This window comes from Legionella oakridgensis ATCC 33761 = DSM 21215, from assembly GCF_000512355.1.
GTDB lineage: Bacteria > Pseudomonadota > Gammaproteobacteria > Legionellales > Legionellaceae > Legionella_A > Legionella_A oakridgensis.
Genome location: NZ_CP004006.1, coordinates 592,736 through 616,339 on the forward strand (window position 1 = coordinate 592,736; position 23,604 = coordinate 616,339).

A 23,604-nucleotide genomic window follows, 5' to 3' on the forward strand; every position below is an offset into this window, starting at 1 on the left:
TGTATTGCTGGTTGTGTGATTTCAACCAGTGATCTGACATTGCCTCTTTATAACCATTATCATGAGAGTTTCCTCTGGAAACTCTCAAATTAAAGGTGTCAATTAAGTCAAAACTGGTTCATATAAAGTAGGTTGTATCAACCTGTAATCTGATTGCCAGATTTGATGTCTTTATGAATAAGACTTTCAAAATTATTGTTGTCAGGGTTAACAAATAAATACCCATTTCCTAACGGATAAGTTAGGGCGCACACTTCTTTGCTATTAAACCAGTGTTTCCAAGTTACGCATAAGGTACCATCATCTTTTACCCTCCAGGTACCATCGTCGGTTTGTGGGTCATTCCCTTGTGGTTTTTTAGTAAATTTTCCTGTAATTTGGCCATTTTTATCGAAATAACCCATGAATGAGTCTGCAATGAGCCGGTTATCTAGATTTGCGAGTGGTATGCTTTTGATGGTCTTTCCCTGAAAGGTACTAAGTACTTCCTCTTTTGAGAGGCTCGTGAGCGTCTCGGCAAATGCTGAATAACTAAAAAGTACCGCAGATATCGCAATAGCTTTTTTCATAATAAATATCTCCTTAATGTAATAGTCCATAAATTCTTAGGTAAAGATAAGTCATTTCATTATTAATAACAAATAAATTCATTAATCAGCTGTCATTGTTTGATTAAGAGGTGTGTATATTATAAATACATTCAGGCCTTATTTATGGGATCAATGAATCGTCTCTAGTCATGAGATAAAGACGGTTATTTTTCAAGGTTTTTAATGGGCTGCTCACAGACTTATCCACAGATTTTGTGGATAAACTTGAAAGTCAGCAAGGATTAAACATGGTAATTAAGCTTATATTGATTGGAATGATGTGATTTGAATGCGCGATTGGGAAAGAATCTGAAGATTGAATAAAAAAGATATCCACAGGTTGCTTCAGGATATATTCTACACTGCTTGGCACTAAATCTTACCAGAGAAAATTTAAAAAAACAGACTTGACGATTAACTATTTTTTAGAATGTACATTGATGAGTTTTAGTTGTTCAATTTGTTTATGCGATATATCTTTAAGTAGTTATACCAAGCAGTTGTCATGAAGATAACAAATTTCTTGGCAATATCCGAAAAAGCATCAAGAGTAATCCGGATAAAGATGTGTAGTGAGAACTGTTTATGATAAAATTGCTCGCATTCTGACTTTATTGATATTTAGGAGATAAATATGCTCTCAAAAGAGCAAATTCGTCGAAAGGCTGGTATTCCGGCTACTGATACGAGTCGGGATCAACATATTGCCAACCAAGCTAAAATTAGCGCTACCCTGGAATACAGGAAATGGGGTTTTTTTGGTAAATTAATCCCTACAATTGATTATCTGCAAGCATCCTATGTTACTGGGGTTGCTGTTACAACTGCAGCAGAGAAAGCAATCGAAGCAGATACAATGATGAAACCATAAGCAACAAAAACTTAAGTTGGCTTGATAATAAATTAAAGATTCGTTAGCAGATCAGGAAAATAAAGAGGATTTTAATAAGAGAAAGATTATGCCAGTTATTAGTGAAAGGCAATTTGCAGAAATTAAAAACCAATTAAAAGAGAAGCAAGTGATTTGTGAGCAAATTGCTCATTGGAAACAACTCTCTCCCTGGCTAAAACAAATCACATCCCAGCCAGAGTTTCCTCCAGATTTTATAAACGAGTTACGCGGGATTCGCTCAGCTATTCTATCGTTTAATATTGATAAAAACACATTGGGTTTGGCTGTGTTTTATAATGAACTTTGTAAACTTCTGGCTCTACCACAGCCACTATTAAAACCAATGGATACTAATATCATGATGAAGCATATAGCATTGTTCCAGAGGATTCGCGATTATGCCAAAAAAGTAGATGAATACATCACAAGTTTATATGAAGGTTCTCTCAAGGAGTTGGACTATAGCGAGTTTTGGAGGTTACTTGAAGATATAAGTGCTACTCCAGAAGAAGACACACGCAAGCAGGCAAAGGAAAAATTTGCTAACACTATATTTTCACGTTTATCGCAGTTCAATCCAAAAATTTACATGGATACCATTTCTTATCTGGAAGAGCCCAATGAGTTAAATAGACTTAGGGGTTTCTCCTAATGCATAGTAATTGGTTATCTCTATGAGTTTTTAAGAAGGATGCTTATATATAATTTCTTGCAAGAGCCTGGACAATTTCTAACTCATCCAGCTGTTAAATAATTCTTAGCAGCTGAGTATATTCAGAGACAGTTGCCTATAAATAGTCGCAATCTGTATTTTAATTTGGTTGCTGATTATCTTTATCTGGTTTCGCAGGTTGTGCTCCTTCTGGAGATTGGGTCTTCTCAGGAGCTTGCATAGGTTCAGGAGGTTGTACGCCTTGTGAGGGTTGAGATTCTTGAGGAGCTTGCATAGGTTCAGGAGGTTGTACGCCTTGTGAGGGTTGAGATTCCTGAGGAGCTTGCATAGGTTCAGGAGGTTGTATGCCTTGTGAGGGTTGAGATTCCTGAGGAGCTTGCACGGGCTCTGCAGGTTGAGCTTCTTCCTGAGGTTGAGATTCCTGAGGAGCTTGCACGGGCTCTGCAGGTTGAGGTTCTTCCTGGGGTTGAGATTCTTGGGGAGCTTGCACGGGCTCTGCAGGTTGAGCTTCTTCCTGGGGTTGAGATTCTTGGGGAGTTTGCACGGGCTCTGCAGGTTGAGCTTCTTCCTGGGGTTGAGATTCTTGGGGAGCTTGCACGGGCTCTGCAGGTTGAGCTTCTTCCTGAGGTTGAGATTCTTGGGGAGCTTGCACGGGCTCTGCAGGTTGAGCTTCTTCCTGGGGTTGAGATTCCTGAGGAGCTTGTGCAGGTTCTGCAGGTTGTGTTTCTTCTTTTGGTTGAGCTTCTTTGGCTGGCAAGGCTTGGTCAGTTTCTTTGACTGGTTCTGGAGTTTGTTGAGGATCTACAAGTTGCACTTGTGTCTCTTCTCCTGGTTTTTTAGGTTGCATATTCTGAGCTTCTTCTGCAGTTAAGGGCTCACCTGGATTTTTTGTGAGTAATTCTTGCTCTTCAGAAAATGGAACTGGGGCGGGGGCGGTTCAGTTTTCACGAGGACTGGTTTGTCCTCAATGGTTTTCGATGGTTGAGCCTCAGTTGGTTTTTCTCCTCCTAATACACTTGTTTCTTCAGGAGCGATTGCAGCCACAGGCGTTACAGGCACATTTGCTAAATTTTTTTCAGTTACTGGAACATACGCTTCTTCAACAGGTTGGGATTGAACAAATGCTTGTGTTGGTACGGCAGTGACTGCATTGCCAATGGCAAGATTCTGATAATTAATCACCGTATTTGGGTTTTGATAGATATTGGTCACATAAGTTTGATTAATGATGGTATTGCTAACATTGATTTGGGTAAAATAATTGCGGCTTACCTGGTAGGGAGGAATATATGCCTCTCCCGGTCCTAATGGGAACCAGGCAATGCCGACCGTATCTTCTGCAACAATGAAATTTCTCCCACCAACGAATGCAACCAGGGCAGGAGCATAAAGCGGCTCAGCAGCTACAGGTCCAGGAACCCAAGCCCATCTTCTCTCAATAAACACCCAACGTCCATAATGAAATGGGGCAAATCCCCACGGTTGATCATCCACCCATGTCCAACCCCAGCCTCGAATCCATACCCAGTGTCCATCTCGGTAAGGAACCCAGTCGGTCTCAACTCTATCAGGAACCCAGACATAGCCGTATTTTTTGACGGATTTCCATTGACCATGGTCAGCAAGATCTTCATAACCAATCATTGCTTTGGAAACGTGTTTTATGGCTGTTTTTTGAGCACGGCGATCTCGCTCCAGGCTCCAGCGATCAAATTCATCGATGGGACCGATGGCGTTACAAATGTACCCCTGAAGATTTCTTCCTTTAAACTGACATGATTTCCCTGCACTGATCTTCAATGCAGCCTTTTCACCATAAATGGTTGCTGTACCTTTCCTTACAGTCACGGTGGTGGAATTTTTTTCTACATCAATGCGGTAATATCCACGTGTTTGAATCGACAAGGCAAGGTTTGGTGTATTAACTTCATATCGTTGTTTAGGTTTTAAACGAGTTATGCTTAAAACCAGTGTTCCTTCAGTCAATTGAAATTGAGCGAGTTCATTATTAAAGTTCAGGATTTTTAAATTGGTTTGCTCCCCTGCACGAAGGGTGGCTAATCCAAGTTGTAATTCAATTCGAGCGTTTGTATCTAACCAAAGACTATCCCCAAGAATGAGAGGTCGATTAAGTTTTGCTTTTACCCATTTGGTGGTTCCAGCAGGTAAAAGACTGACAATGCCATTGGTGTAGCTTATGCGGGCAACGCGAGATGCAGGATCGGCGATGACGGTGTTTGACAGAATGAACGTCAAGAAAACAACAAGCACACAAGTTAAAGCACAAAATTTAGCGGATGTTGTTTTCATGATTAACTTCCTTGTTGAAAAGGATAACCTTATCCCTGGTTATGACAATTAATATATGCTCCATTTAAAATTATAGGTCAAAAACATGGACTCTGGATGAAGAAAACGCTTTTCATTTGAAAATGTCAGTTCGATAGATAAGTTTAAACAATTTTTATCAATCAGCTCTTCATTATGAATGATCTAAAGTTGTTTTATGGATTGCTTCAAATGCATCATTGGGTACGTGGGTTGGGGTGTGTTAAAGTAAGATTAGGGAAATGATTGTGTATGCTAATATATAAAGAAGATAAAGAGGTGCCTTCACTGTTTAATTATTGCTTTAGATTCGCATTATTATAGAGGGTATTATGGTAGACATCATTAATCTTAATAAAAAAAGAAAAGCTAAAATTCGTTTGGAGCAAGAAAAAAAGGCTTCTGAAAATCGCATTAAATTCGGAAGAACAAAAAAGAAAACAATTAGAGAAACAAGATAATGAACGTGGTGAACGATATCTAGATGGCCATAAGTTGGAAAATAAAGAAAAAATTAAAGCAGGAAATTCTGACCATTTTCAATTTAGCGTTATAAATGTGTAGCCATTTCAGCTATTCGAGCAATGTTTTTCGATATTCCAAAATCCAGTAGTACTTGCAATATGGCGCCCAAGTCAGTTTGATAAGGATCTACATAATTTATTGAAAGCATTTGTTATTCTTTTATAACGTGCTTTTCCTGTTTTCCCAGTCCTTCTATTTCTAATGTTACCTGATCGCCAATTTTAAGATATTGCTCTCCCCAGAATTTGGCATTGCCTGGAGCCGAACCCATGGCGATAATATCTCCGGGGAATAAAGTAAAAAATTGACTTAAATAGCTGACCACTGATGCGGCATTATTGATGTAATCTCTGGTATTAAAATCTTGGCGGATTTCTCCGTTAACCCAAAGTTTTACATTTAAATTCGTTGAGTCAGGGACTTCGTCCAGGGAAACCAGATAAGGCCCGATGGATGCAAATCCATCCATTCCCTTGCCTTTGGTGTACTGTTTATCAGCGGTTTCAAATTGCCAATAACGGTCAGAAATATCATTCACACAAAGAAAACCAAAGATGTGTTCTTCTGCCTGATGTTTTTCAAGGTATTTACCTTTTTTACCAATAACTACGCCTAATTCGGCTTCCCAGTCCAGTTTTCTGGTGTGCCGAGTATATAAAATGGGATCATAGGGTCCTGAAATAGCACAAGAAGGTTTTAAAAATACCATCATTTCTGATTCAGGAAGTGGGGAGGCTCCCATCTGCTGTGTATGCAATAACGAATTATAGCCAATACACATGATTTTACCGGGTTGTTTAATTGGTGCGGCAATTGGAACATCCTTAGCTACTAATGGCAGTGTAGGGATGTTAATTAAAGTGAGCCTTTCTTTAATAAAGGCTAATGATGATGCATCAATATCATCCAATAACTCAGAGAGATCACGAATATTTCCTTGATCATCAATCAACCCAGCTTTCTCCTGACCGAATGTACCATAACGTAATAATTTCATAATTACCTTTGGAATAAATTTTATAATGTCTCTATATAAATTTTAGCAGAAATGCTGTCATAACTTATGGGTTGTATATTATCTATAAGTGTTGATGGCATGAACGTGGAAGTTTTCGAGAATTTAAAAAATTCAAGTCATAACGGTTAACTATCGGGAAAATTATACTTATTTTTTACTCTACGCTTAAATTCCTAAAATCATATCTTCGAACAAACGGATTTTGGATAATGCAAAAATAAATTGTAATCTGTTTTTTTATCTGTTAGCATCCGCGCCCGCTATGTTAAATAAATAAACACAGAGAGATTACATGAAGCAGATAGAAAAAATAACTCCACCTAAGGATTTCACACCTAATGATGCTAATGCTCAGTCAGGCCAAGAATCAAATCCATCATCTAAACCAGAAGGAAGCAAACCAGTAAAAGCTGCTTCTTTATTGACTCGCGTTGGCATGTGGTCAAGGTCAAACACCAGCTGCCGACTAGAAGCTTTGCAACATGGATTTGGTTTCGATAATAATGATCGTGGTCCAGGCCCTGTTTGCTAATTATCGCCGATGTTTCAAATGCTGTGGCATGTATGCCACAGCATGACTTGCTTTTCCTATAACTTAAAAATACCACTAACTATTCTCTAAAGCTTATTGTTTATTTTTCTTCATTCTGGTCACTGCATGCCAATAAAATCCTATGGACAAAACCACCATACCGAACATTAGAAAAGCTGTTTTCATGATGGTTTCATGTCCATGAAAAGAACAGATGAACGTTGCCAACGAACTTACAGCCGCAGTGCCAATCGCCATGGAAGATAATGCAATATTTTTACTGACGTGTTCAAACTGTTCTATGATGTAAGTGTTGAATTTAGCGTAAAAAAAGTTAGACCCTAAAATATACCACGCAAGAGGGAGCACAAAAGCCAGGATGGATGGTGGGAAAAAAACGGCACAAAGAAATAGTAAAAAGCAACCCAGGAACGATAATCCGAAACCGATATTCATGACATGACGTTTGTAGGAGGTTTTTTCTACCAATAAACTGAGGGAGGTTCCAATAACACCAACCACTGTGAAGACGGCGCTGATTAAACCAATGACGTGTGGCTGATAATGTAAAACATGCACTAATGTATAGGTAATAGTGACATAAAACGGTGCAGAAACAGCATTCACAGTACTATAGCTTAAAATAAGAGGAATGAATCCTGTTTCTTTGAGTAATATCAAGTACGTTTTTAAACGTATTTTTCCATGTTTTTCTGATAGTGGTTGTGCCGTATTCTTGTCCATGCCATACACACCAATCCCAAGGACAAACACGGATAAAATAAGTAAAAAAACAAAACTGGCTTGCCATGAAAAAAAATACAGAATTAAACTGGTAGCTAACATGGCAATGGTGGGAGAGAAGCTCACAAAAATACAATAAATAACAAAGAAAGTCGTACGTTCAGAGCTGGAAGAAATCATGCTTTTCGATAAAATCTGTAGAATTCCTACTGCGATAGCTTGCACAAGCCGACCAACCATCATCGTATAGACATCTTCTGAAAATGCACAAATAACAGTACCAATTAAAAAATAAACAGTCCTAACCAGAAACTTTTTGGAACTCCTAGCGTATCGATGAGAGGGCCTGAGAAAAATAAAGAAACTGATAAACCAAAAAAGAAAACGGATACGGTTAATTTAATTAATTGTGGTTGTGAGCTTAAGCCAACAACAAGGATTGGCATTAATACATAATAAAAATACTGAGATGCTTGCGTTAAAAATCGCATGCTGGTGGAAAAATATAATGGTTTATAGCGTGGGTTTAATAAGTTCATGTTTAGTCTATTTTATTTTTCTAGCCATCATACGGTAAACCTATCCTTAAAAAAATATATTCAATCAATGAATAATACTTGATTGGAGCGATATCCCACCCTGCCCAGGTTGAATAAGCTTATGTTTAGGTAAAAAGTAATTAGAAATGGGCTAATAAGCCTGTACAGCTTTTTTGGCAGCTTTTAACAAAGCATCAGACATCGCCTTTAATTGTTTGTCTTTACCATGGATGCCATATTCTTTTGCAAGCTTATATGGGTCAGTAATGCTCAGCCATATTTCGCCATTATCATCTTGCCGTGCCATGGCACGCAGTGGTAAATCAAGAGCAATGCTGCCATTTTCCTTCATCAAACCCGTGCCTTTGCTAGGGTTGCCAATTAAGATTACTTGCGTTGCATTCAACTCTTGGTCAACCTTGCTGGCTTCACTGCTATGGTCAATGTGAGCAAATACTTTTCCTCCATTTGATAGTATGATTTCGGATAAACGCTTAATGGTTTCTTCTACGGAATAGGGGCTTTGCATGCTCGTTGCCCATTCAGCACTGGCTGGCGTGGCTAATTTAGAGTTATAGGCGCCAGCAATTTGATGTGCCAATACTTCCAAGTGTTCAATATTACTCTTATTGGCAAGGATGGTGACGCAAAGCAATTCAGCTGGATCAGTAAAACGGCTTAAAAAAGTGGAATAACCTGGGACGTTCCCCGTAATGAACATAAGTCCACGATGGCCAGGGAATTGCCAACCTGCATTGGCAGGGATCTTCATCCCATTTTTTAAGGTAATGCTGTTATATAAAAATTCTCGATTCTTTGGATTTTTAACTAAAATGCCGCCAGCAAGGCCAATGTCCCAAATGCTGACATCTTGAGCGGAAGAAATGATTGCAGCATTGGCAAAGCTGGCTGATTGGCTATTCATTTTTACTTTAACCAGCTTATCATCCTGGACTGTGTAGCCTGTAGCCGGTTCGGTGGGATTGATATAAATTGGATCAGTTTTAAACTGGTTATGTGTAAAAGGGTGGGTGTTATTGTTTACTTCGTTTTTAATATGTTTCAAAGTAGAAATAAAGCAAGTATTTTGTAGTCCCATGCGTTCAAATTGATGTTTAGTCACGAATTCTTCATAGCTTACACCACTGGTTTTCTCGATAATCATACCAAGTAAATAAAAGTCAGTTGCACTTTTGTTGACCTGTTCGCCTGCATGAAAAAGCAGCGGTTTATTGGCTACTAATTTAATAATTTGTTCTTGACTGTACTCGGAACTGTAGTCAAATCCTGGAGCTTCTATGTAGCTTGGAATGCCTGAACTATGAGTGATTAATTCACGAATTGTAATGTTAGCCCAGTCTTTTGGAATATTTGCCAAATAATTTTTAATTGGGTCATCCAATTTAAGTTTATTATCTTCCTCTAATTGCATGATGGCTACGGCAGTGTATGCGGTGGTCATTTCTCCAAGATTGAACATGGTGTTACTGGCTACCAATCTTTTAGTGCTGATGTCGGCAAAACCATAACCGACCACTCGAGTAATATAAGGAGCTTGCACAATAGCAACAGAAAGACCAGGAATATTATTTTCCTCCATGAAATTAATCACTAAATCGTCCACAGTTTGCCCATGATAAAAAGCCTGAATATCACCGCGCCCGGTCTTATTTTCAGAAGCAAAATTTCCTATTATTCTAAAAACAGATGATGTTAATCTTTGTAATAACTTGTTTGACATGTTTTTTCCTTTTATAGCCAATCAATGTAATGGAATAAGAAAAACAATCGTTTATTGCTTAAAGAATAGAAGAATCGTTCAAGGAAAAGAAGAACATTCCACAGAAAAGTTTGGAAACAATGAATTAGTTTGGGATTAGATTGATAAATGCGTTAAGACTTGAGCCAGACTTGGCCAACCTTCGCCACTGCCAATAAAATCAGCGCCCCATGGACGCACACGTTGAGGGTCACTGACACCAAAAATGCCCAATGTATTAGCGCCTACCGCTGCAGCGAGATGCATGGGGCCGCTATCATTGGCAAGTACTTGCTCGGCAAGAGCAAGAATGGCTGCGTACTCGCTTAAATTTAGTCCCGATAAAACGGTAACTTCTGAAGGCAAAGCAGCACATAAATGTTCTTCATTCTTTCCCGGACAGACCACCAGTGGGCGTTGTCCCAATTGTTGTGCCAATTCCCTCCAGTGCGGCCATATTTTTGGTTTGCCATCTTTACCTGTGCCATGAGCAAAAGGACATAACACCCAAAATGGTTTGGTGATGTTGGCGCGTTGTAATGCTTGTTTAGCTGTGGTTTTGGAAGTTTGGCTGAGAGGCAAAATGATTTTATCTGGAATTTGTTTTGGCCAGGAAATTTGCGGAAACCAGCATTCACTTGCAAAGCGTGCAAGATTCCAGAAATATTCTACTTCGTGTTGTATAGGGGATTTGGCAATCCCGGTTGTGAGTAACCATTGGCGACCATCTGTTTTATAGCCTATCTGTGTTTTACCGGCCAAACGTCCCATTAACGCACTGGAAAAACTGTTTGTCAGCAGCAAAAGTTTGTCCACATCGGCTAGCTTCGCTATTTTTTTTGTGGTTTGCCAAAATTTTTTTTCCAATGTAATGAGAGGCATGTCGGTAGCGGCGAATAAATCATTTACCCACGGTTTGCCGAGTAATTGCAATGCGATGCCGTTTTGTTTTATCACCTGCAGGGCAGGAAAAGCCATGATCACATCACCCACCCAATTTGGTAATCGTATCATGAGCTTTAAATTAGAATGAACCAAATTAATTATCCGAAATTTCTGATTTTAATAGCACAGCCCAGTTTATCATGTTTTTATAACAATCGTGTGGCGTAGATGGTGTTCGGCTTTATTTTTTCAAAAAAGCTGGGTATCATCAAGTGATAAAATTTTCAACAAAATAGCGAATGCGAGTACGCCAAGCACGTTAACGTGTGTGCACAAATAAATGGAGTCGGTCATGGTAGCACTTTCTATAAGTAGGTGGCAGGAGAAAGGCTGGGCGTCATTTTTCTTAGTGGCCATGCTTTTTGCCATTCCACTTAGTCCCTCATTGAAAAGTATTTTTTTAGTGTTATCCGTGCTGGGTGTTTTGGTGACCTTTACTCATAAGCAAGATTTTGCATTTGTTTTTTCTCAAGCATGGTGTAAAGCGGCGATCCTATTATTTTTGGTGACTATCGCTGCCTGTTTATGGGGGGAGGCTGATTCTCACACTCGTTTTGTGTTAATTGAGAAATACAGTAAATTGCTTTATTTACCTATTTTTGCCGTTGGGTTTTGTAATCGAAAAATTCGTATGATGGGGATATATGCGTACTTATCGGCTATGGTACTTACCTGTGTTATATCGGTTCTTAAAAGTAAAGGTTATTTGAATTTTCATTCCGAGGACCCTGGTCATGTGTTTCATAATCATATTGTGACCGGTTTCATGATGGCATTTGCTGCTTATTTAGCTGGATGGTTGGCAGGGCGTGAACAAGGAGGCAGACGCGTTTTATTTTTGCTGCTGACTTTGCTCTTTAGTTATGATGTATTGTTTATTAATACTGGGCGTATGAGCTATGTGATTTATTTTATTTTGATGCTTGGTTTATTGATGCACTATTTACCTGTCAAATACCTGATTGGCGGTGTGGTAGGATTTTGCGTTTTGTTTGGAGTTTTTGTCAATCAAAGCAAGGTCATACACCAAGGGACTTATAGCATCCTGGATGAACTGCACCAATATCAGCAAGGGAATAAAGATTCTTCTGTGGGTTATCGTTTGCGATTTCATCAATATGCGAAATCATTATTTTTATCCAGTCCTTTAATTGGTCAAGGTACTGGCGGTTTCTCCCATGGTTTTAAGAAGGATGATCCGGTTCCGTCCTGGTCCAATAAAAATTTACTCGACCCTCACAGTCAATATTGGTTAATAGCGGTCGAATTTGGTCTATTGGGTATTGCAGCGTTATTTTACTTTTTTGCAAATCTGTTGTTTGCCGCTTTTCGTTTGCAGGAGATGAAACCGGTCATGCTAGGTTTATTATCTGCATTCATGGTGGGTAATTTATCTGATTCACTGTTGCTTTATTCGGTCGTTGGCTACCTATTTATCGTATTTAGCGGGCTTTGCTTGAGTGAGTCTGTTGCAAAACAACATGAAAAATAATGCCATTTTTGCCTGAGGGTTTCTGAATCGCAAAGACGATACTTATTTCATAAGCAGGTTGCTATTTTCTTACATAGAACAATTCTAAGTCGATAAATTTTATTTAATATTGACAATTAATAAACATGATGGAATATATATAAATCATTTGCTTGTGTGTAAAAAAGTTGTTTGGTGAAATGGATAGAAAAAGACGTAAGTACGCCCATGAAAAATAGGAATAAATAGTACGGCAAAAGTGACTGGGGAGGATTCGATATGCCTACTCTTAGTGCAATAAAAGCTGCTGTTCAAGAATGTCTTAAAGAGCGAACTTGGCTTGCATCCGCTGCTGATGGTGTTGATGAAGCTCAAGCAACTGCAGACACGGCCAAGCGCATTGTCTGTCAGTTGGCCAATCGTTGGCAGCGTGAGGCTCCAAAACAAGATTCCCATATACAATTTGCCACTTTTCTCCAAAATACCATGGCTGGTATTGCAGATAAGCCAGACAAGCATAAAAAAGCAAGAATAAGCAGGTATAGAAAACTGCAACGGGAATTACAAACCTTGTCCAGCGCCGATTCTCCTGACGAAGCACAAATGGCGCTTATACGTTTAAGAATGGAAATTATTTTAGAACAGGGCGTCTCGGGACGTAAATCTTGGTTTGAAGCGGAATTAACTCGGTTAATTTTTGACCGGTTGGAATTATTATTAAATAAAGCCACAGTCCCTCCTCCAGCTTGGGCAATATTTTTATTCGAAATGCCGGCGAATGATATTGCGGCCTTGATAAGCCATGTGTATTACGAAATGAGCTTGCAGAAGTGGCGGCCCTATGATGCACCACAAGAGTCTTCTATTTACCAGTGGATGTATGAAGAAGCAAGGATTATCAATTCGTTATCTTTTTCTGTTGCAGAAAAAGAACGTTTGTTTGCCATAGGTAACAGTTTGTTTGACCCTATTCTTTTATCGATTGCAACTAATCCGCGTTTTTGTAGAAACAATGGAGGACAATGGCGTTTATTAGATGCGGAAACGCTGGAAGGCATGCAGGCTACGGATGAAGATTACCGCACCTTAATTGCCACCATCGATGGTAGCGGACCAACGGGTATTGGCTATATTATGACTGCGCTGCCGGCTGAGGAATCAGAGGTTACCCAGACACTGGATATTATTTTGGGGGCGTGGCGTGCCAGATTTCCAATGGCGAAATTTACGGCAGAAGAGGAGGATTATGATAAGCAAGTCGTTTTGTATCTTCATGAGCGGTGGCTGGATAATATCGACCGATTTCTGGAAAAATGCATCTGGCAGGCGCTTCCTGAAGAAGTACGTAAAATTCCTAAATGGGAGGGGCAACTCGAAGAAAAAGAGGAACATCTTGGTGAGTATCCTGATGATGTGGCCGAGTTACCCCAGCAAATTAGCGCTTTGGATGAACAGCGCAATGCATTAATCGTTCAGCGCGAGCAACTGAATACAGAGCGGGTGGAGGCTGAAGAAGGTGAGGATGAAGAGCGTCTTGAGGAAATTGATGCGCAGCTGGAAGACTTGGGCGAACAATTGACGACTCTTGAGCAGGAACGAGATTCTTTGACTGAAACGGCAGAATCTTATGCCACTCTTCGTGCCGAAATAGAAGAATTGCAAGCTCAACTTGATGCGGCCCGGACGTTACGCGATGAACTTGATGTCGAGGAGCTTAAGGCTAAAGCTCTTGAGCAAGCCCAGGTCGGTATTGTTATTGCTGCAACAGAGCATCATGCGCGATGGAGTGCCTTGTTAAATTATAATTCTGATGAGCTTAATCAGGTGCTAACCGAGGAACAATTAACTGCTCTTGTCCATCATGCTACGGATGCTTTTATTGCTCGAGGGTATACCCGGCTTACAGAGGAAGAACCTGGTATACTGAGCCAGCACTTGGCGGCTCGCAGAGAATTGCAAAATGAAAAACGCTCCAATGCTGAGGGAAATTTACGCACCCAAGCTATGGCTGATGGAGAGCTCCGTTGGCTTGCTGCCAATGAGGTTCGTGATCCTTTGGTCCGTCAACTTTATATTGATGTAAGTGCCAGTACGGATGGCAGCTATTTCCGGGATATTCTTATCGGTGCCTGTTTATGGGCGATGGAAATGCCTGAAGAAGCTGGTGTTTCTTTTGCTTTGCCTGAAAGTATTCGCGATTTTGTGGCGAGTCAATTAACAGAAGATCCTTTCTATCCTGATAAAGTAAAGCAAAGGTTAAAAGAATTTAAAGCAGGCCGTCTTGAGTTGCCGCCTGAGCAAATGGTTGTTTTGGCAAGTTATGGCTTGCAACCTATTCCCCCTATGCCTGCACCTGATTTGAGCTATGCTTCAGCCTCCGCCAGTCGCTTTGGTTTTCTCGCTCATGGTGGCAGCGGTATATTGGCTGCAGCAAGTATGGATGAGACGGCTACTTATGGTGCAACAAGTTCTATAGGGGGCAGTGGCCCTCCTTAGAGGGCTCAAAACAAAAGAGCCCTTTTCTCTTCACTTTAAAGGAAAGAGGCATTTACAGACGTAAAACAGCACTATCATCTTTACGATCAGTTTCAGAAGGATCTGATGTAACGCTGGTTCCCCTTTGAGGATTAAGACAGATTTTCTCATCCAGACTTTTATTGGCTTCACAAAGTAAAGTTTTTAGACGTCTGGCATAAGACCCTACTGGATTAAAATCTGGCTTTTCAGCTTGATGGCGGTACTCACGTGCTAATAAGTTAGCAATGCCAGCAATATCCTTTTGCTCTCTAATGGCGTGCAAAAGCTCTTTTGCAGGACCAGTATGATGCCGATTCCAATGCAATTTAAAAAAATTACCAACGCCACTTGCATAATCAGCTAATAATTTTGCACACTGTTCCTTGAGAGCATTAAGCTCAGATTGTTCGCTTGTTAAAAGTTTGTCCCAAGCTTTAGGACGATATTGACTGGTTTCTATAACGGTAGGTGAGAAGCTGATAGCAGGTTCTTGTTCTGTATCATGAACGGTTGGTAATAAAACTTGCATGCCTTGCCAATAGGGATTGGCTTGATATTGCTGTTTAATACTATGACAGACCTCTGCTAAAAGAGCATGTTTATCAACAACGCCTAACTCATCCAGCGTTATACTTGGAATATTATCGCTCGTTAATTCCGACATATTATTAAGGTCATGCACCGTAACTTCTGGCATTTGACTCTGCTCTGTCAAGGAAGTCTTAACGGTCTTAACAGCCTCTTCGATAATCCTGGCCGCTAATTTAGGGTCCCACCCATAAATCCCAGCACCCAATATAGGCAAAGATAATACTTTTTTCTGCTCACTGACTGCCACTAAAAGTACATTGATAATCGCTTTATAGTAAGCAAGAATATCTTCATTCGTTGGTTTTCCTTTTCTGTTAACTTAGGGACAGTCATTCCATAAATCGCAGTTTTACCATGAGTGCTATATCCAGAAAGCTCACCATAATTAACTACAGGGGCTATCTTAATGCCTGCCCCATCTACAGCATAAAGAGCATTCCGACGATTTGCTAAGGCACTACCACCTTTTGCCGTCATTGGTTTATTCTGCCCGCCATTAAATTTGGTCGCAGCCTCTGGATTATCAGCAATAACCAAGGCTATCCCATCTAATTTTGGGTCCTGGTAATAATCCGCCGAGGTAGAGTCTCCATGAGGGTCAATGATTATATTTCCATATGTAAACTTATCCCGTTTTGGCATGGATATTCCTTTAAAAAATCAACATTCTTTTTATTATAGATGATTATTGCTAAGGGATTTCTTAATGCAAATTATGATTCTAGCCTATTCGAAAGACTTTCGAAGAACCATCAAGCGGCGGATGATGGTTGCTCCGCTTTGTATCCTCCGGCAAGCTCTTGGTATAAATTAACCACGGTGATTAGCTGTTGGAGTTTATCTTGATTCAAATCAATGTTGATCTTATCCAAAGCGATTTTACTTTTTAAAGTATCCACGTAGCTCTGAATTCCTCGTTGATATAAACAATGATTCAAATGGTAGGCTTTGGCTAGGTGCTTTTGCGCTAATTGGGTTTGGTTAAATTTATTAGTTAATCGTTCATTTGCTGCCAGAGCATTGGTGGCATCACGCAACGCTTTTTGCAGCGTGTCTATGTAGTTGAAAAAAGAGACTTTATCCAAACCACGAGCTTTGGCAATGTCACCAAGAACGGATAATTTCAACAGAGGTGTTTTTAATAACTGATCATTAAAAAATACATTCTCTGTTGGGAAATTATAACGGTTATCGCCGGCTTTTACGCCTGAAACAATGTCGAGATCAATGGAGGGTAATAGTTTGCTTGCGGCTAATCCAATGCCTTCATTGGAGGCATGCAAACGGTTGGTAGCCATTTGCATATCGGGTCTATTTTCCAGGACGGTTAATGGCAAGGCGCCTGGAATCAATTGTTTGTTATTTAATTCCGTAAATTTTTTCCTGGCGTGAATTTCTCCTGGATTTTGATTCATTAAATAGCGAATGGCGTTGCGACTTACCACAATGTTACGCTCAATAACTTCTTGCTCCCCATGAATTTGATTGACTTGACTGTATAGGGCTTGCGGATCAATATCTGACGTCAGTCCTCCGTGATAGACGTTGGTGGCAATGGTTGCTAGATGGGTCAAATCTTGGGCTAAAATTTGCAAGAGCTGTTTGCGCTCTATTTCAGCCTGATAGGTGAAATAACTTACCGCCATTTGCGATATAATCGTAAGCTTAATTGCATCATCTTCCGCTTTGACCGCAGCCAAGGCATATTTGGCTTTTTTCTGCTCTTTAATTTGTCCGAATAAATTCAAGGTGTAATTTGGAATAAAGGCGGCGACGCTACCTGGAAACCCTGTTGCAGGGTTTTTAGAATAACCAACCATGGAATCAACATCCGGGATCCATTGCAAGCGGACTTTTTTCAATTCTCCCTCCGCTGCTTCGATGTGACCTTTCGACATATTCAGCGTATTGTTGTTTTGAATGGCTGCAGCAATTAATTGGTTTAAGGTTGAATCATGATATCCTTGCCACCAGGCCAGATAAGGCAAATTGTTTTCATTGATTTGATTAAGATTTCGATCCAGCACCGTCCATTGATTGGTTACTGGCACATTGGGTTTTTGATAAGGGCTGTAATAAGCACATCCTGTCGTAAGCAGAATGCAGAGTATATTAATGAGGTGCCTCATGCATCGCTCCAAGGATAGAATTGGGAATGACTCCAGCAGCAACGATGGTTTTTAACTGCTCCAAATCTGCTTGTATTTGCTGCAACAGTTGTTGGTAATCGTATTTCTGGTGGCGCTTGGTATAATGAGCAAAATAGAGGGCTTTTTGTCCAACAAAAATGCGATTGATGAGCTCTCTAAAGTCTTCAAATTCCTCACCAACGGCGCGTTTTGCACTAATTAGAAATTGCGCATTATGGACCAGATTATTAACCATGAATAAACTTCTTGTTAACTTAACACAGTCTTCAAACCATTCGCTGCGCCTAATTTTTTCTTATTCAATAAATTAGTTAATTTATTGAGACGGGCGACTACCTCGGTTTGTGTATCTTGAATGAAGCGGTGCATCATATGATATCGGCGAAACTCGAAATATTCGAATACTAGAATAATGGTAAATGCAATCAGCGTACAGATAAGATAATCAATCAAAAAAGAGGTGATGGAGAAAGAAGAGGAGGAGGGGTTAAAATATCCGGTTCCAATGATGGAAGTGTTCACGGTAAATACGGTGGGAATGCTGTAGGCTCGGCCTACCAGGAAATAGGCCAGGTAAACAGTCATTGGAATAAGGATGATTAAGGTTCGATAGTCAATGTGTCCCAGAAACCAAAGAAAGTAACCGCTTAGCAAACCAAGAAGGACGCCTAAAAAACGCTGGTAAGCACGGGATAACGTTGTACCATTATCAAATCCCGCATAAATCATCATGACAGCAAAACCTGTCCATCCGGCACGAGGATAACGCAAGAATTCTTGCACAAATATGGTAAAAGTGAATACCACACTAATTTGTATGCCCCGAACTGCACGGTAATCTAGCGGTTCTTTTAGGAAGCGTTGTGGCATAGATGATTCCAACTTAATATTAAAGCACGTACCGTCCGCAGCATATTTGTGTGTTGCAGCATCTCCAAATCACGAGAAGTCATGGGAATTGGATGTTTGTTTCTGCAGGCTTCTGCCAGTTTGGTCAATTGTTTCTGAACGAGTATAAAATAGTGTAGATGAATTTGTTTGCGGAAAGAGCAGGCGTAAGACATTGCCATGATTAGGTCAAACGTTAAAAGGGTAATTTTTAAAATACTGTAATATTTCATTCGTCGGGAAAGCATATGGGAATAACGCTCCATCACGATGATTCCTGAAAAAATGGGTATGGTGTTAATCTCTTGTTTGTAAATTTTTTCTGAGATGGAGGCCAATGTTTCTAAAACTTCACAGAACGCCCGCCGCCAAATGGCAAAGTAATAACGCTTTGGAAAAAAATATAATCCGATAAAGATTAAAATCGTTGCGATGATTGTATAGAAAGCATGATTTAGAGCGATATAAAAATTACTGTTGGTATCGCCATAAATTAATGAATAAGCTGCCAAACTTAAAATTAGGGGGGCAGCTACAAACATGCTTTTTACTTTGCGAATGGCAATGTAATAAATGATTATAGAAAAGAAAAAAACAAAGAAAATAAAAAATAATTTATATTCAGAGAGTAGGCCGAATAAAAATATTGCAATCGTACTTCCCATCAGAGTAAAAAATAAAAACAAATATTTTTCTTGTAGGGTGTTGCCTGAAATTTCAGCAGCAAATGCTGTTAATGGCACGTAGAAATAATAAAAATAAGCATCGGGAATGGTATAAATAAAATTAAAAAGAAAAAGAATTTCCAAGACTAAGAGTGCTTTTAATGCATTCGTATGATGTTCGCCGTATGGATCATAGGCTTTTATCTTACTTTTGAGTTGAGATATAAACATAGGCACTCGCCCCGGGATTAAGCGGGTAATTGGGATCTGGGTCTAATATCTTGATTTGTACAGGGAACCGTTGAGGTAGCAATAACCACTCGTTTTCATTGGAAACGCGTTGCATCTGGGATTTTTCTGCCGTTACTTGCCGTTCTGCGGCCCATAAAGTATTAACCACAACGCCATGGAATATTTTGTCAAAATAATACATTCGCAAAATAATATAAGCTTTATCACCTGCCCTCACTCTACGTAAGTCAGTCTCATTAAAATTGGCTTGAATGTAGAAATTTGAAGTATCAATGAATGAAAATACCGGTTGATGGATTTTAATGGGCGTATTAGGGGATAAATACATATTATCGATGACTCCATCCCCGGGAGCTCGCACAATGGTTAAATCCAGGTTTACCTTGGCATTATGCATTTTTGCTTGCAGGCTGGCGACGGTATGATGTTGCTGTTCAATTTTGGCTTTTAATACTTCAATCTCTTGTTGCAAGGAGGCCAAACGATTACTCAATGTATTCACATCATACGACAATTTTTTGATTTCTAATGTGGATACAGCCTCGACGACCAGCTTATTTTTTTAAGCATTAATTCGTATTGTGCTTTTTCCAATTCTGCGGCCGTGGATTTAATTAATGCTCTGGTTTTATCGATCTGTTTTTCAAAGACAATGATTTTTTCAAGCCTTCTTGATAATTGGCCTGTGCTTCTTGGTATGCCAATTGATAAGGAACTCGATAAACTGTAAAAATAGGGTCATTTTTTTTGACTGCTTGTCCATTTTTTACATAAATCTTGGTAATAAAGCCTGAGACGTCAGCTGCAACGGGTGTGACATTGGTTACTACGAACGCATTGTCTGTAAAAGGAATTAAATAAGAAAATAAATGAAACAAACCCAGAATGAGAACAGTCAACACAATAATGACTGGCAGGTTAAGATGGCTTTTGAAAAAATTTAATGCGCGAGGGCGCATATTTTTGCAAAAAGAGCGTATTCTTGTTGCCTGATTGAATAAAAAAGTTCTTTCCACGATTAATATATCATCTCGCGCTATTTACTACCGTTTTTAATGACGTCCGCATAAGAGCTAACTTTGAAATTATAATAGCGATTCGCTGCCAAGACATCTAGTGGCTTATAGATAAAGAAAAATTTATTTTTGCGAGTGTCATGAGTTTAATCGTGAATCGAAAAGAAGTGTCCCTACTTCATAATCGATAAAGAATAGCTATAGCCTCAGTTTTTGATGAGGCTCAAATGCTTCGTCAGTAACTGGATGTGGTGCCGGGGCAAAAAAGCCTAGGGGTCGTGAGCCGGTATGCGAAGGATGATGGTCAGTATGTTTACTGGATGCAAGGCGTCTGCGACTTATTTCATCTTGTACTTTAGAGTTAAGCGATGTTGATGTCTCAACAACCGCTGTTGTTATTTTTTTATCTTTTGCCAGACGATATACCACGGCATCGTAGCAAAGTTGCTCTAGGCGTTCGATGAGCTTTTGGGTACGATGAAAGAAAAAGCCAGCAAATACTTGTTCTTTTACGGGTTGAAGGTCTGCTAAAACTCGTTTGAATTGCGCAATATCAAAGGTCTTTTCCTCTGGAAGAAAACAGGTCAATACTTGTTGAAGAGCTTTTATTTTTGCTTCTCTTCTAGCGCGTCCGAAAAAACTAAAAAGCCTTGCGAATCTTGCTGAAGTTGTTTGATGTGCGCTTCGATGTCTTGCTTTATCACTGCTAAAGAAGAAGGTAGTTGTTCAGCTAGATCCTTCCGGTGATCTAGAAGCTTTTCTTGCCGACTTTTTTGTAAAGTCATGCCTTCTTCCAACCAGGAAGAGTCATTTAATTCACCAACATCAGCTCCAAGATATCTCAGCATTCCAAAAATGTTTTCATGCAAAGGAATAACATTTCTGGATAAAAACGCATGATGAAGGCCATAATGGCTAAATGTGAATGGGCGAACCATGCTATTGACTTCATCTGAGCTTAGGATATAGCCGTCATATAAGCTATTTGCCACTTCAATGGGGCCGGTCGTACAAATGACGATGGATTTTAAATAAAGCGAGCGTTCTTTTTTCATTAAAGAAGCGGTAAATTGGTCGTCATTTTGTGATAATACTTTCTTTATTTCGTTATATTCTTTCGTAAAGAATAACCATTTGATGATACCAAGTTGACTTCTAAGATCCTGTCTTAAGCGTTTAATGACTGATTCATGAGATTCTTCAGCGGAGGTTTTATGAAAATCTAAATATTTCTCTTTATCGGTCATTACTTCATTAATATAAGCTCGAAGTTTTCTTGAAGAAATTCCAGGTTCGTGCGGAAATACTTCGGTTGATTTTTGAATGTAGGCTGATTCCGCGCGATTTTTCATATAGCCAAGCAACACTTTACTGAGAAAGCCGTCTTTATTAAAAGATTCTTCTGTTTTCTCAATATAATCAGAATGATATCTTGTTAATTTTTGTACAAGTCCAGCATGTACTTGTTCTATATAGGGTCTGGCCGCTTCTTCATCAACGACGGCAATGTATTCGTTAAGGGTAATCAGCGTTTCTTTTTTTCCAAGTCTTAAAGTCCCAATATTTAATAATAAAGGCGCATTAACAGAAATGGAGTCTGGAAGTGTGGCTGTATCCAGAGGAACATCTAAGTCTGTGTATGTGCCTAGACGATAACAAGGCGGTAACCATCGTAGAATGTCGCTGGCAACGCCTAAATTGCCGCCTTCTTTTAAATGGTAAATTTCGTCTTGATAAAACTGATATAAGCTGCGTTCATCAGCTGTTCGAAGTTGCTTTTTGAATGATTCAGCGCTGGCATCTACAGGCGTGATATTATTTTCTCTACAAAACTCATCCAATTCAGCCAGTGCTTGAGCATTTAATAGGGTTGAATCGTATACTAAGTGAATGACATCACGTGGGTTTTTTCGCGCATTTCAATGAGTCGAGTTTGATTCTCGAAATTCATGAATACGCTTGGGTTGTTACTCAACCAAATTTTTACATGTGAATGGGGTTTATAATGATAGGGCATGATTCGTTTCCGTCGTTGTTTCAGAATTTGGACTTATCGTAGATGTCCGGAAAAATTTGCTTTTAAAACTTGCAATCATATGCTGGTGCATGTGTAATGGTCCATCCGTTTGAATGAGGTGCCGGCGGGCAATGACATGAGGGGTTTTATTTTTAAGTTCAAACTGAGGGTTTACCTTAAATTGATGCGTTTCAGGTTGATCAGACAGTAGTGCCTCTTCTTCTTCCGTGAGCGCTTGCTTCCGCTGTTTTTTCTCAATAATCTCCGCACGTTTTTCATCCATTAGAGAGGCCATCGATGCCCAGCTGTCTTCAATGATGCCATCGGTTTTAGGGGCTTTCGGGTCAATATCCCTTGGATTGCGAATGACCGAGTAGTTTTTATCTGCCAAAGGAATCTTATCCCAGGCGCTTGCTGCATCCAAATGCCATCCGGCAAGCCAAACAATTGGAGTGAATATGGCGAATACAAGACCTGCTATTAAATAGCGTCCTAAAGTAACAGGACTCCATAAGCTGCTTTGAGCGTCAGGTAACACAGTTCCAGCAAGAAGGTGTGGAGCAGAGCGGAATGAACGCTCATTATAGAGTTTTACTTTAAGCCCTTCATCGTGCAGCTTTGCGGCAGCGATGGTGGCTACAACCCCTCCGACACACATGCCTTCCAAGCCAATATTTTCTGCTTTTGCACCAAGCGCTAATAAACGTTTGACCTGCGCTATGGTATCATCGACCATATTATTTTGCGTCCATATCATGCCTTGGCTGTAATCAATCCCGCGATAATTAAAACCGATGATGGTGCAACCGATTTCTTTTGCCGAGACGTTAAAATCTTTAAGCCAATCAATATAGCTTTGGCCATTGGCAAGGCAAACAATGACAAATTTTCGTTCTGCCATGGGTTTGTCTTGTTCGGATTCTGCAGATAGGGCAACGGAGTCAAGGACGGCGTCATCTGGTGTTTCCAGCGTAAAAAAGTCCATCGTTGTTGTAGGCGGGGTATCCGCCTCGGAGCCATATTTGGCCCGAAGTTTCGCAAATAAATAGTTCCTTAGTTCGTCATCCAGGTATTCCAGGCCTTTTAAGTGAATATCTGTCCATTTAAAGGTTTTATGTTGGCATTTGTCAGTGGTTGATTGTCCTGTGATTAGTAAATCAATTTCGGTAATGATTTGGTCAATATGTGCTTTATCTTTGGGGTTTTTAAAACTAAGTTGTCTTTTTTTAAGCTTGGCGAGAAAGGGAAGATGAAACACGCTACTAAATTTCAATAAGTAATCATGAAACGTTTTGTGGGGATCTTTGGGAAGCAAATTAATAACCACAGTACCTTTTTCTGTTGGATCGTCTGAAAAACGCACAAGATGGATGGGTTTTTGTGTTTTAGCATAGGTTGGGCTTAATACGATGTTTGCCATCATACGAGCTAACAAAAAGAGATAATCCAGCTTGGAAGAGAGATAGGAATTTTAATGATAAAAAGCAGCGAT

At 39.7% G+C, this 23,604-nt stretch carries 24 protein-coding genes and 1 pseudogene; 6 read left to right on the forward strand and 19 right to left on the reverse strand.

Annotated elements, in window-relative coordinates; genetic code table 11:
* Positions 1–137: 137 nt before the first annotated feature.
* Entirely contained in the window at positions 138–569 is a 432-nt protein-coding gene (locus tag LOA_RS02925) for a hypothetical protein (protein WP_025385075.1), read from the reverse strand.
* Between the two features lie 655 nt (positions 570–1,224).
* Between LOA_RS02925 and LOA_RS02930 the strand changes: the two genes are divergently transcribed.
* Both LOA_RS02930 and LOA_RS02935 read left to right on the forward strand, forming a co-directional pair.
* Positions 1,225–1,461 (forward strand): hypothetical protein, encoded by a 237-nt coding sequence (locus LOA_RS02930; RefSeq protein ID WP_025385076.1) that lies wholly within the window; start codon positions 1,225–1,227, stop codon positions 1,459–1,461.
* An 88-nt stretch (positions 1,462–1,549) separates the two neighbouring features.
* Complete coding sequence (locus LOA_RS02935; protein WP_025385077.1) at positions 1,550–2,134, forward strand: hypothetical protein; 585 nt, start codon at positions 1,550–1,552, stop codon at positions 2,132–2,134.
* Positions 2,135–2,294: 160 nt separating this feature from the next.
* Here LOA_RS02935 and LOA_RS13600 read toward each other — a convergent pair whose 3' ends face one another.
* Positions 2,295–3,002 carry a hypothetical protein gene (locus LOA_RS13600; RefSeq protein WP_052335872.1) on the reverse strand — a complete coding sequence of 236 codons (708 nt, stop codon included), beginning with the start codon at positions 3,000–3,002 and terminating at the stop codon, positions 2,295–2,297.
* A 20-nt stretch (positions 3,003–3,022) separates the two neighbouring features.
* Complete coding sequence (locus LOA_RS02940) at positions 3,023–4,465, reverse strand: DUF6600 domain-containing protein (protein ID WP_052335873.1); 1,443 nt, start codon at positions 4,463–4,465, stop codon at positions 3,023–3,025.
* Between the two features lie 350 nt (positions 4,466–4,815).
* On the opposite strand from LOA_RS02940, the pseudogene LOA_RS02945 reads away from it, so the two are divergent.
* Positions 4,816–4,996 (forward strand): annotated as a pseudogene (locus tag LOA_RS02945) (DUF4169 family protein); the annotation flags it as partial.
* A 163-nt stretch (positions 4,997–5,159) separates the two neighbouring features.
* Here LOA_RS02945 and LOA_RS02950 read toward each other — a convergent pair.
* Complete coding sequence (locus LOA_RS02950) at positions 5,160–6,005, reverse strand: fumarylacetoacetate hydrolase family protein (protein ID WP_025385078.1); 846 nt, start codon at positions 6,003–6,005, stop codon at positions 5,160–5,162.
* Between the two features lie 313 nt (positions 6,006–6,318).
* Here LOA_RS02950 and LOA_RS02955 point away from each other — a divergent pair, with 313 nt between their 5' ends.
* Complete coding sequence (locus tag LOA_RS02955) at positions 6,319–6,558, forward strand: hypothetical protein (protein ID WP_025385079.1); 240 nt, start codon at positions 6,319–6,321, stop codon at positions 6,556–6,558.
* A gap of 93 nt (positions 6,559–6,651) precedes the next feature.
* On the opposite strand, the gene LOA_RS02960 is transcribed toward LOA_RS02955, so the two are convergent.
* From LOA_RS02960 to LOA_RS02975, 4 genes are all read right to left on the reverse strand, one after another.
* Complete coding sequence (locus tag LOA_RS02960; RefSeq protein WP_025385080.1) at positions 6,652–7,545, reverse strand: MFS transporter; 894 nt, start codon at positions 7,543–7,545, stop codon at positions 6,652–6,654.
* A 41-nt stretch (positions 7,546–7,586) separates the two neighbouring features.
* A complete protein-coding gene (locus LOA_RS14345) occupies positions 7,587–7,841 on the reverse strand; it encodes a hypothetical protein (protein WP_025385081.1) in 255 nt (84 codons plus the stop codon).
* Positions 7,842–7,992: 151 nt separating this feature from the next.
* On the reverse strand, positions 7,993–9,582 hold the full coding sequence (locus LOA_RS02970) for a serine hydrolase (protein WP_081724929.1): 1,590 nt from the start codon (positions 9,580–9,582) through the stop codon (positions 7,993–7,995).
* 135 nt (positions 9,583–9,717) lie between these two features.
* Positions 9,718–10,614 carry a glycosyltransferase family 9 protein gene (locus LOA_RS02975; RefSeq protein WP_035893183.1) on the reverse strand — a complete coding sequence of 299 codons (897 nt, stop codon included), beginning with the start codon at positions 10,612–10,614 and terminating at the stop codon, positions 9,718–9,720.
* A gap of 223 nt (positions 10,615–10,837) precedes the next feature.
* Here LOA_RS02975 and LOA_RS02980 point away from each other — a divergent pair, with 223 nt between their 5' ends.
* Together LOA_RS02980 and LOA_RS02985 are read left to right on the forward strand one after the other, a co-directional pair.
* Complete coding sequence (locus tag LOA_RS02980) at positions 10,838–12,037, forward strand: O-antigen ligase family protein (protein ID WP_025385084.1); 1,200 nt, start codon at positions 10,838–10,840, stop codon at positions 12,035–12,037.
* Positions 12,038–12,295: 258 nt separating this feature from the next.
* The gene (locus tag LOA_RS02985; RefSeq protein ID WP_025385085.1) at positions 12,296–14,512 is read left to right on the forward strand and encodes a coiled-coil domain-containing protein; all 2,217 of its coding nucleotides are present in this window, start codon (positions 12,296–12,298) and stop codon (positions 14,510–14,512) included.
* A gap of 52 nt (positions 14,513–14,564) precedes the next feature.
* Here LOA_RS02985 and LOA_RS02990 read toward each other — a convergent pair whose 3' ends face one another.
* The 11 genes from LOA_RS02990 to LOA_RS03030 all read right to left on the reverse strand — a co-directional run bounded on the left by LOA_RS02990 (position 14,565) and on the right by LOA_RS03030 (position 23,547).
* A complete protein-coding gene (locus tag LOA_RS02990) occupies positions 14,565–15,371 on the reverse strand; it encodes a DUF5617 domain-containing protein (protein ID WP_025385086.1) in 807 nt (268 codons plus the stop codon).
* Positions 15,371–15,766, reverse strand: a complete 396-nt coding sequence (locus LOA_RS02995; RefSeq protein ID WP_025385087.1) for a hypothetical protein — start codon at positions 15,764–15,766, stop codon at positions 15,371–15,373. Before LOA_RS02995 ends, LOA_RS02990 begins: the two co-directional genes overlap by 1 nt.
* A 110-nt stretch (positions 15,767–15,876) precedes the next feature.
* Positions 15,877–17,253: a TolC family protein gene (locus LOA_RS03000; protein WP_025385088.1), complete on the reverse strand. Its 1,377-nt coding sequence runs from the start codon at positions 17,251–17,253 to the stop codon at positions 15,877–15,879.
* Complete coding sequence (locus LOA_RS15120) at positions 17,237–17,509, reverse strand: hypothetical protein (RefSeq protein ID WP_238551306.1); 273 nt, start codon at positions 17,507–17,509, stop codon at positions 17,237–17,239. Before LOA_RS15120 ends, LOA_RS03000 begins: the two co-directional genes overlap by 17 nt.
* A 14-nt stretch (positions 17,510–17,523) precedes the next feature.
* Complete coding sequence (locus tag LOA_RS03005; protein WP_238551307.1) at positions 17,524–18,144, reverse strand: FUSC family protein; 621 nt, start codon at positions 18,142–18,144, stop codon at positions 17,524–17,526.
* Entirely contained in the window at positions 18,126–19,058 is a 933-nt protein-coding gene (locus LOA_RS03010) for a hypothetical protein (RefSeq protein ID WP_025385089.1), read from the reverse strand. Before LOA_RS03010 ends, LOA_RS03005 begins: the two co-directional genes overlap by 19 nt.
* Complete coding sequence (locus LOA_RS15125; RefSeq protein ID WP_238551308.1) at positions 19,033–19,572, reverse strand: HlyD family secretion protein; 540 nt, start codon at positions 19,570–19,572, stop codon at positions 19,033–19,035. Before LOA_RS15125 ends, LOA_RS03010 begins: the two co-directional genes overlap by 26 nt.
* A 121-nt stretch (positions 19,573–19,693) precedes the next feature.
* Positions 19,694–20,095, reverse strand: a complete 402-nt coding sequence (locus tag LOA_RS15130; RefSeq protein ID WP_042238667.1) for an HlyD family secretion protein — start codon at positions 20,093–20,095, stop codon at positions 19,694–19,696.
* A 198-nt stretch (positions 20,096–20,293) separates the two neighbouring features.
* The gene (locus LOA_RS13615; protein ID WP_052335875.1) at positions 20,294–20,683 is read right to left on the reverse strand and encodes a hypothetical protein; all 390 of its coding nucleotides are present in this window, start codon (positions 20,681–20,683) and stop codon (positions 20,294–20,296) included.
* A gap of 17 nt (positions 20,684–20,700) precedes the next feature.
* Positions 20,701–21,987, reverse strand: coding sequence for a glycosyltransferase family 88 protein (locus tag LOA_RS03025; RefSeq protein ID WP_081726611.1), 1,287 nt, complete (start codon positions 21,985–21,987; stop codon positions 20,701–20,703).
* A gap of 108 nt (positions 21,988–22,095) precedes the next feature.
* A complete protein-coding gene (locus LOA_RS03030; RefSeq protein WP_158423011.1) occupies positions 22,096–23,547 on the reverse strand; it encodes an alpha/beta hydrolase in 1,452 nt (483 codons plus the stop codon).
* Positions 23,548–23,604: the final 57 nt, after the last annotated feature.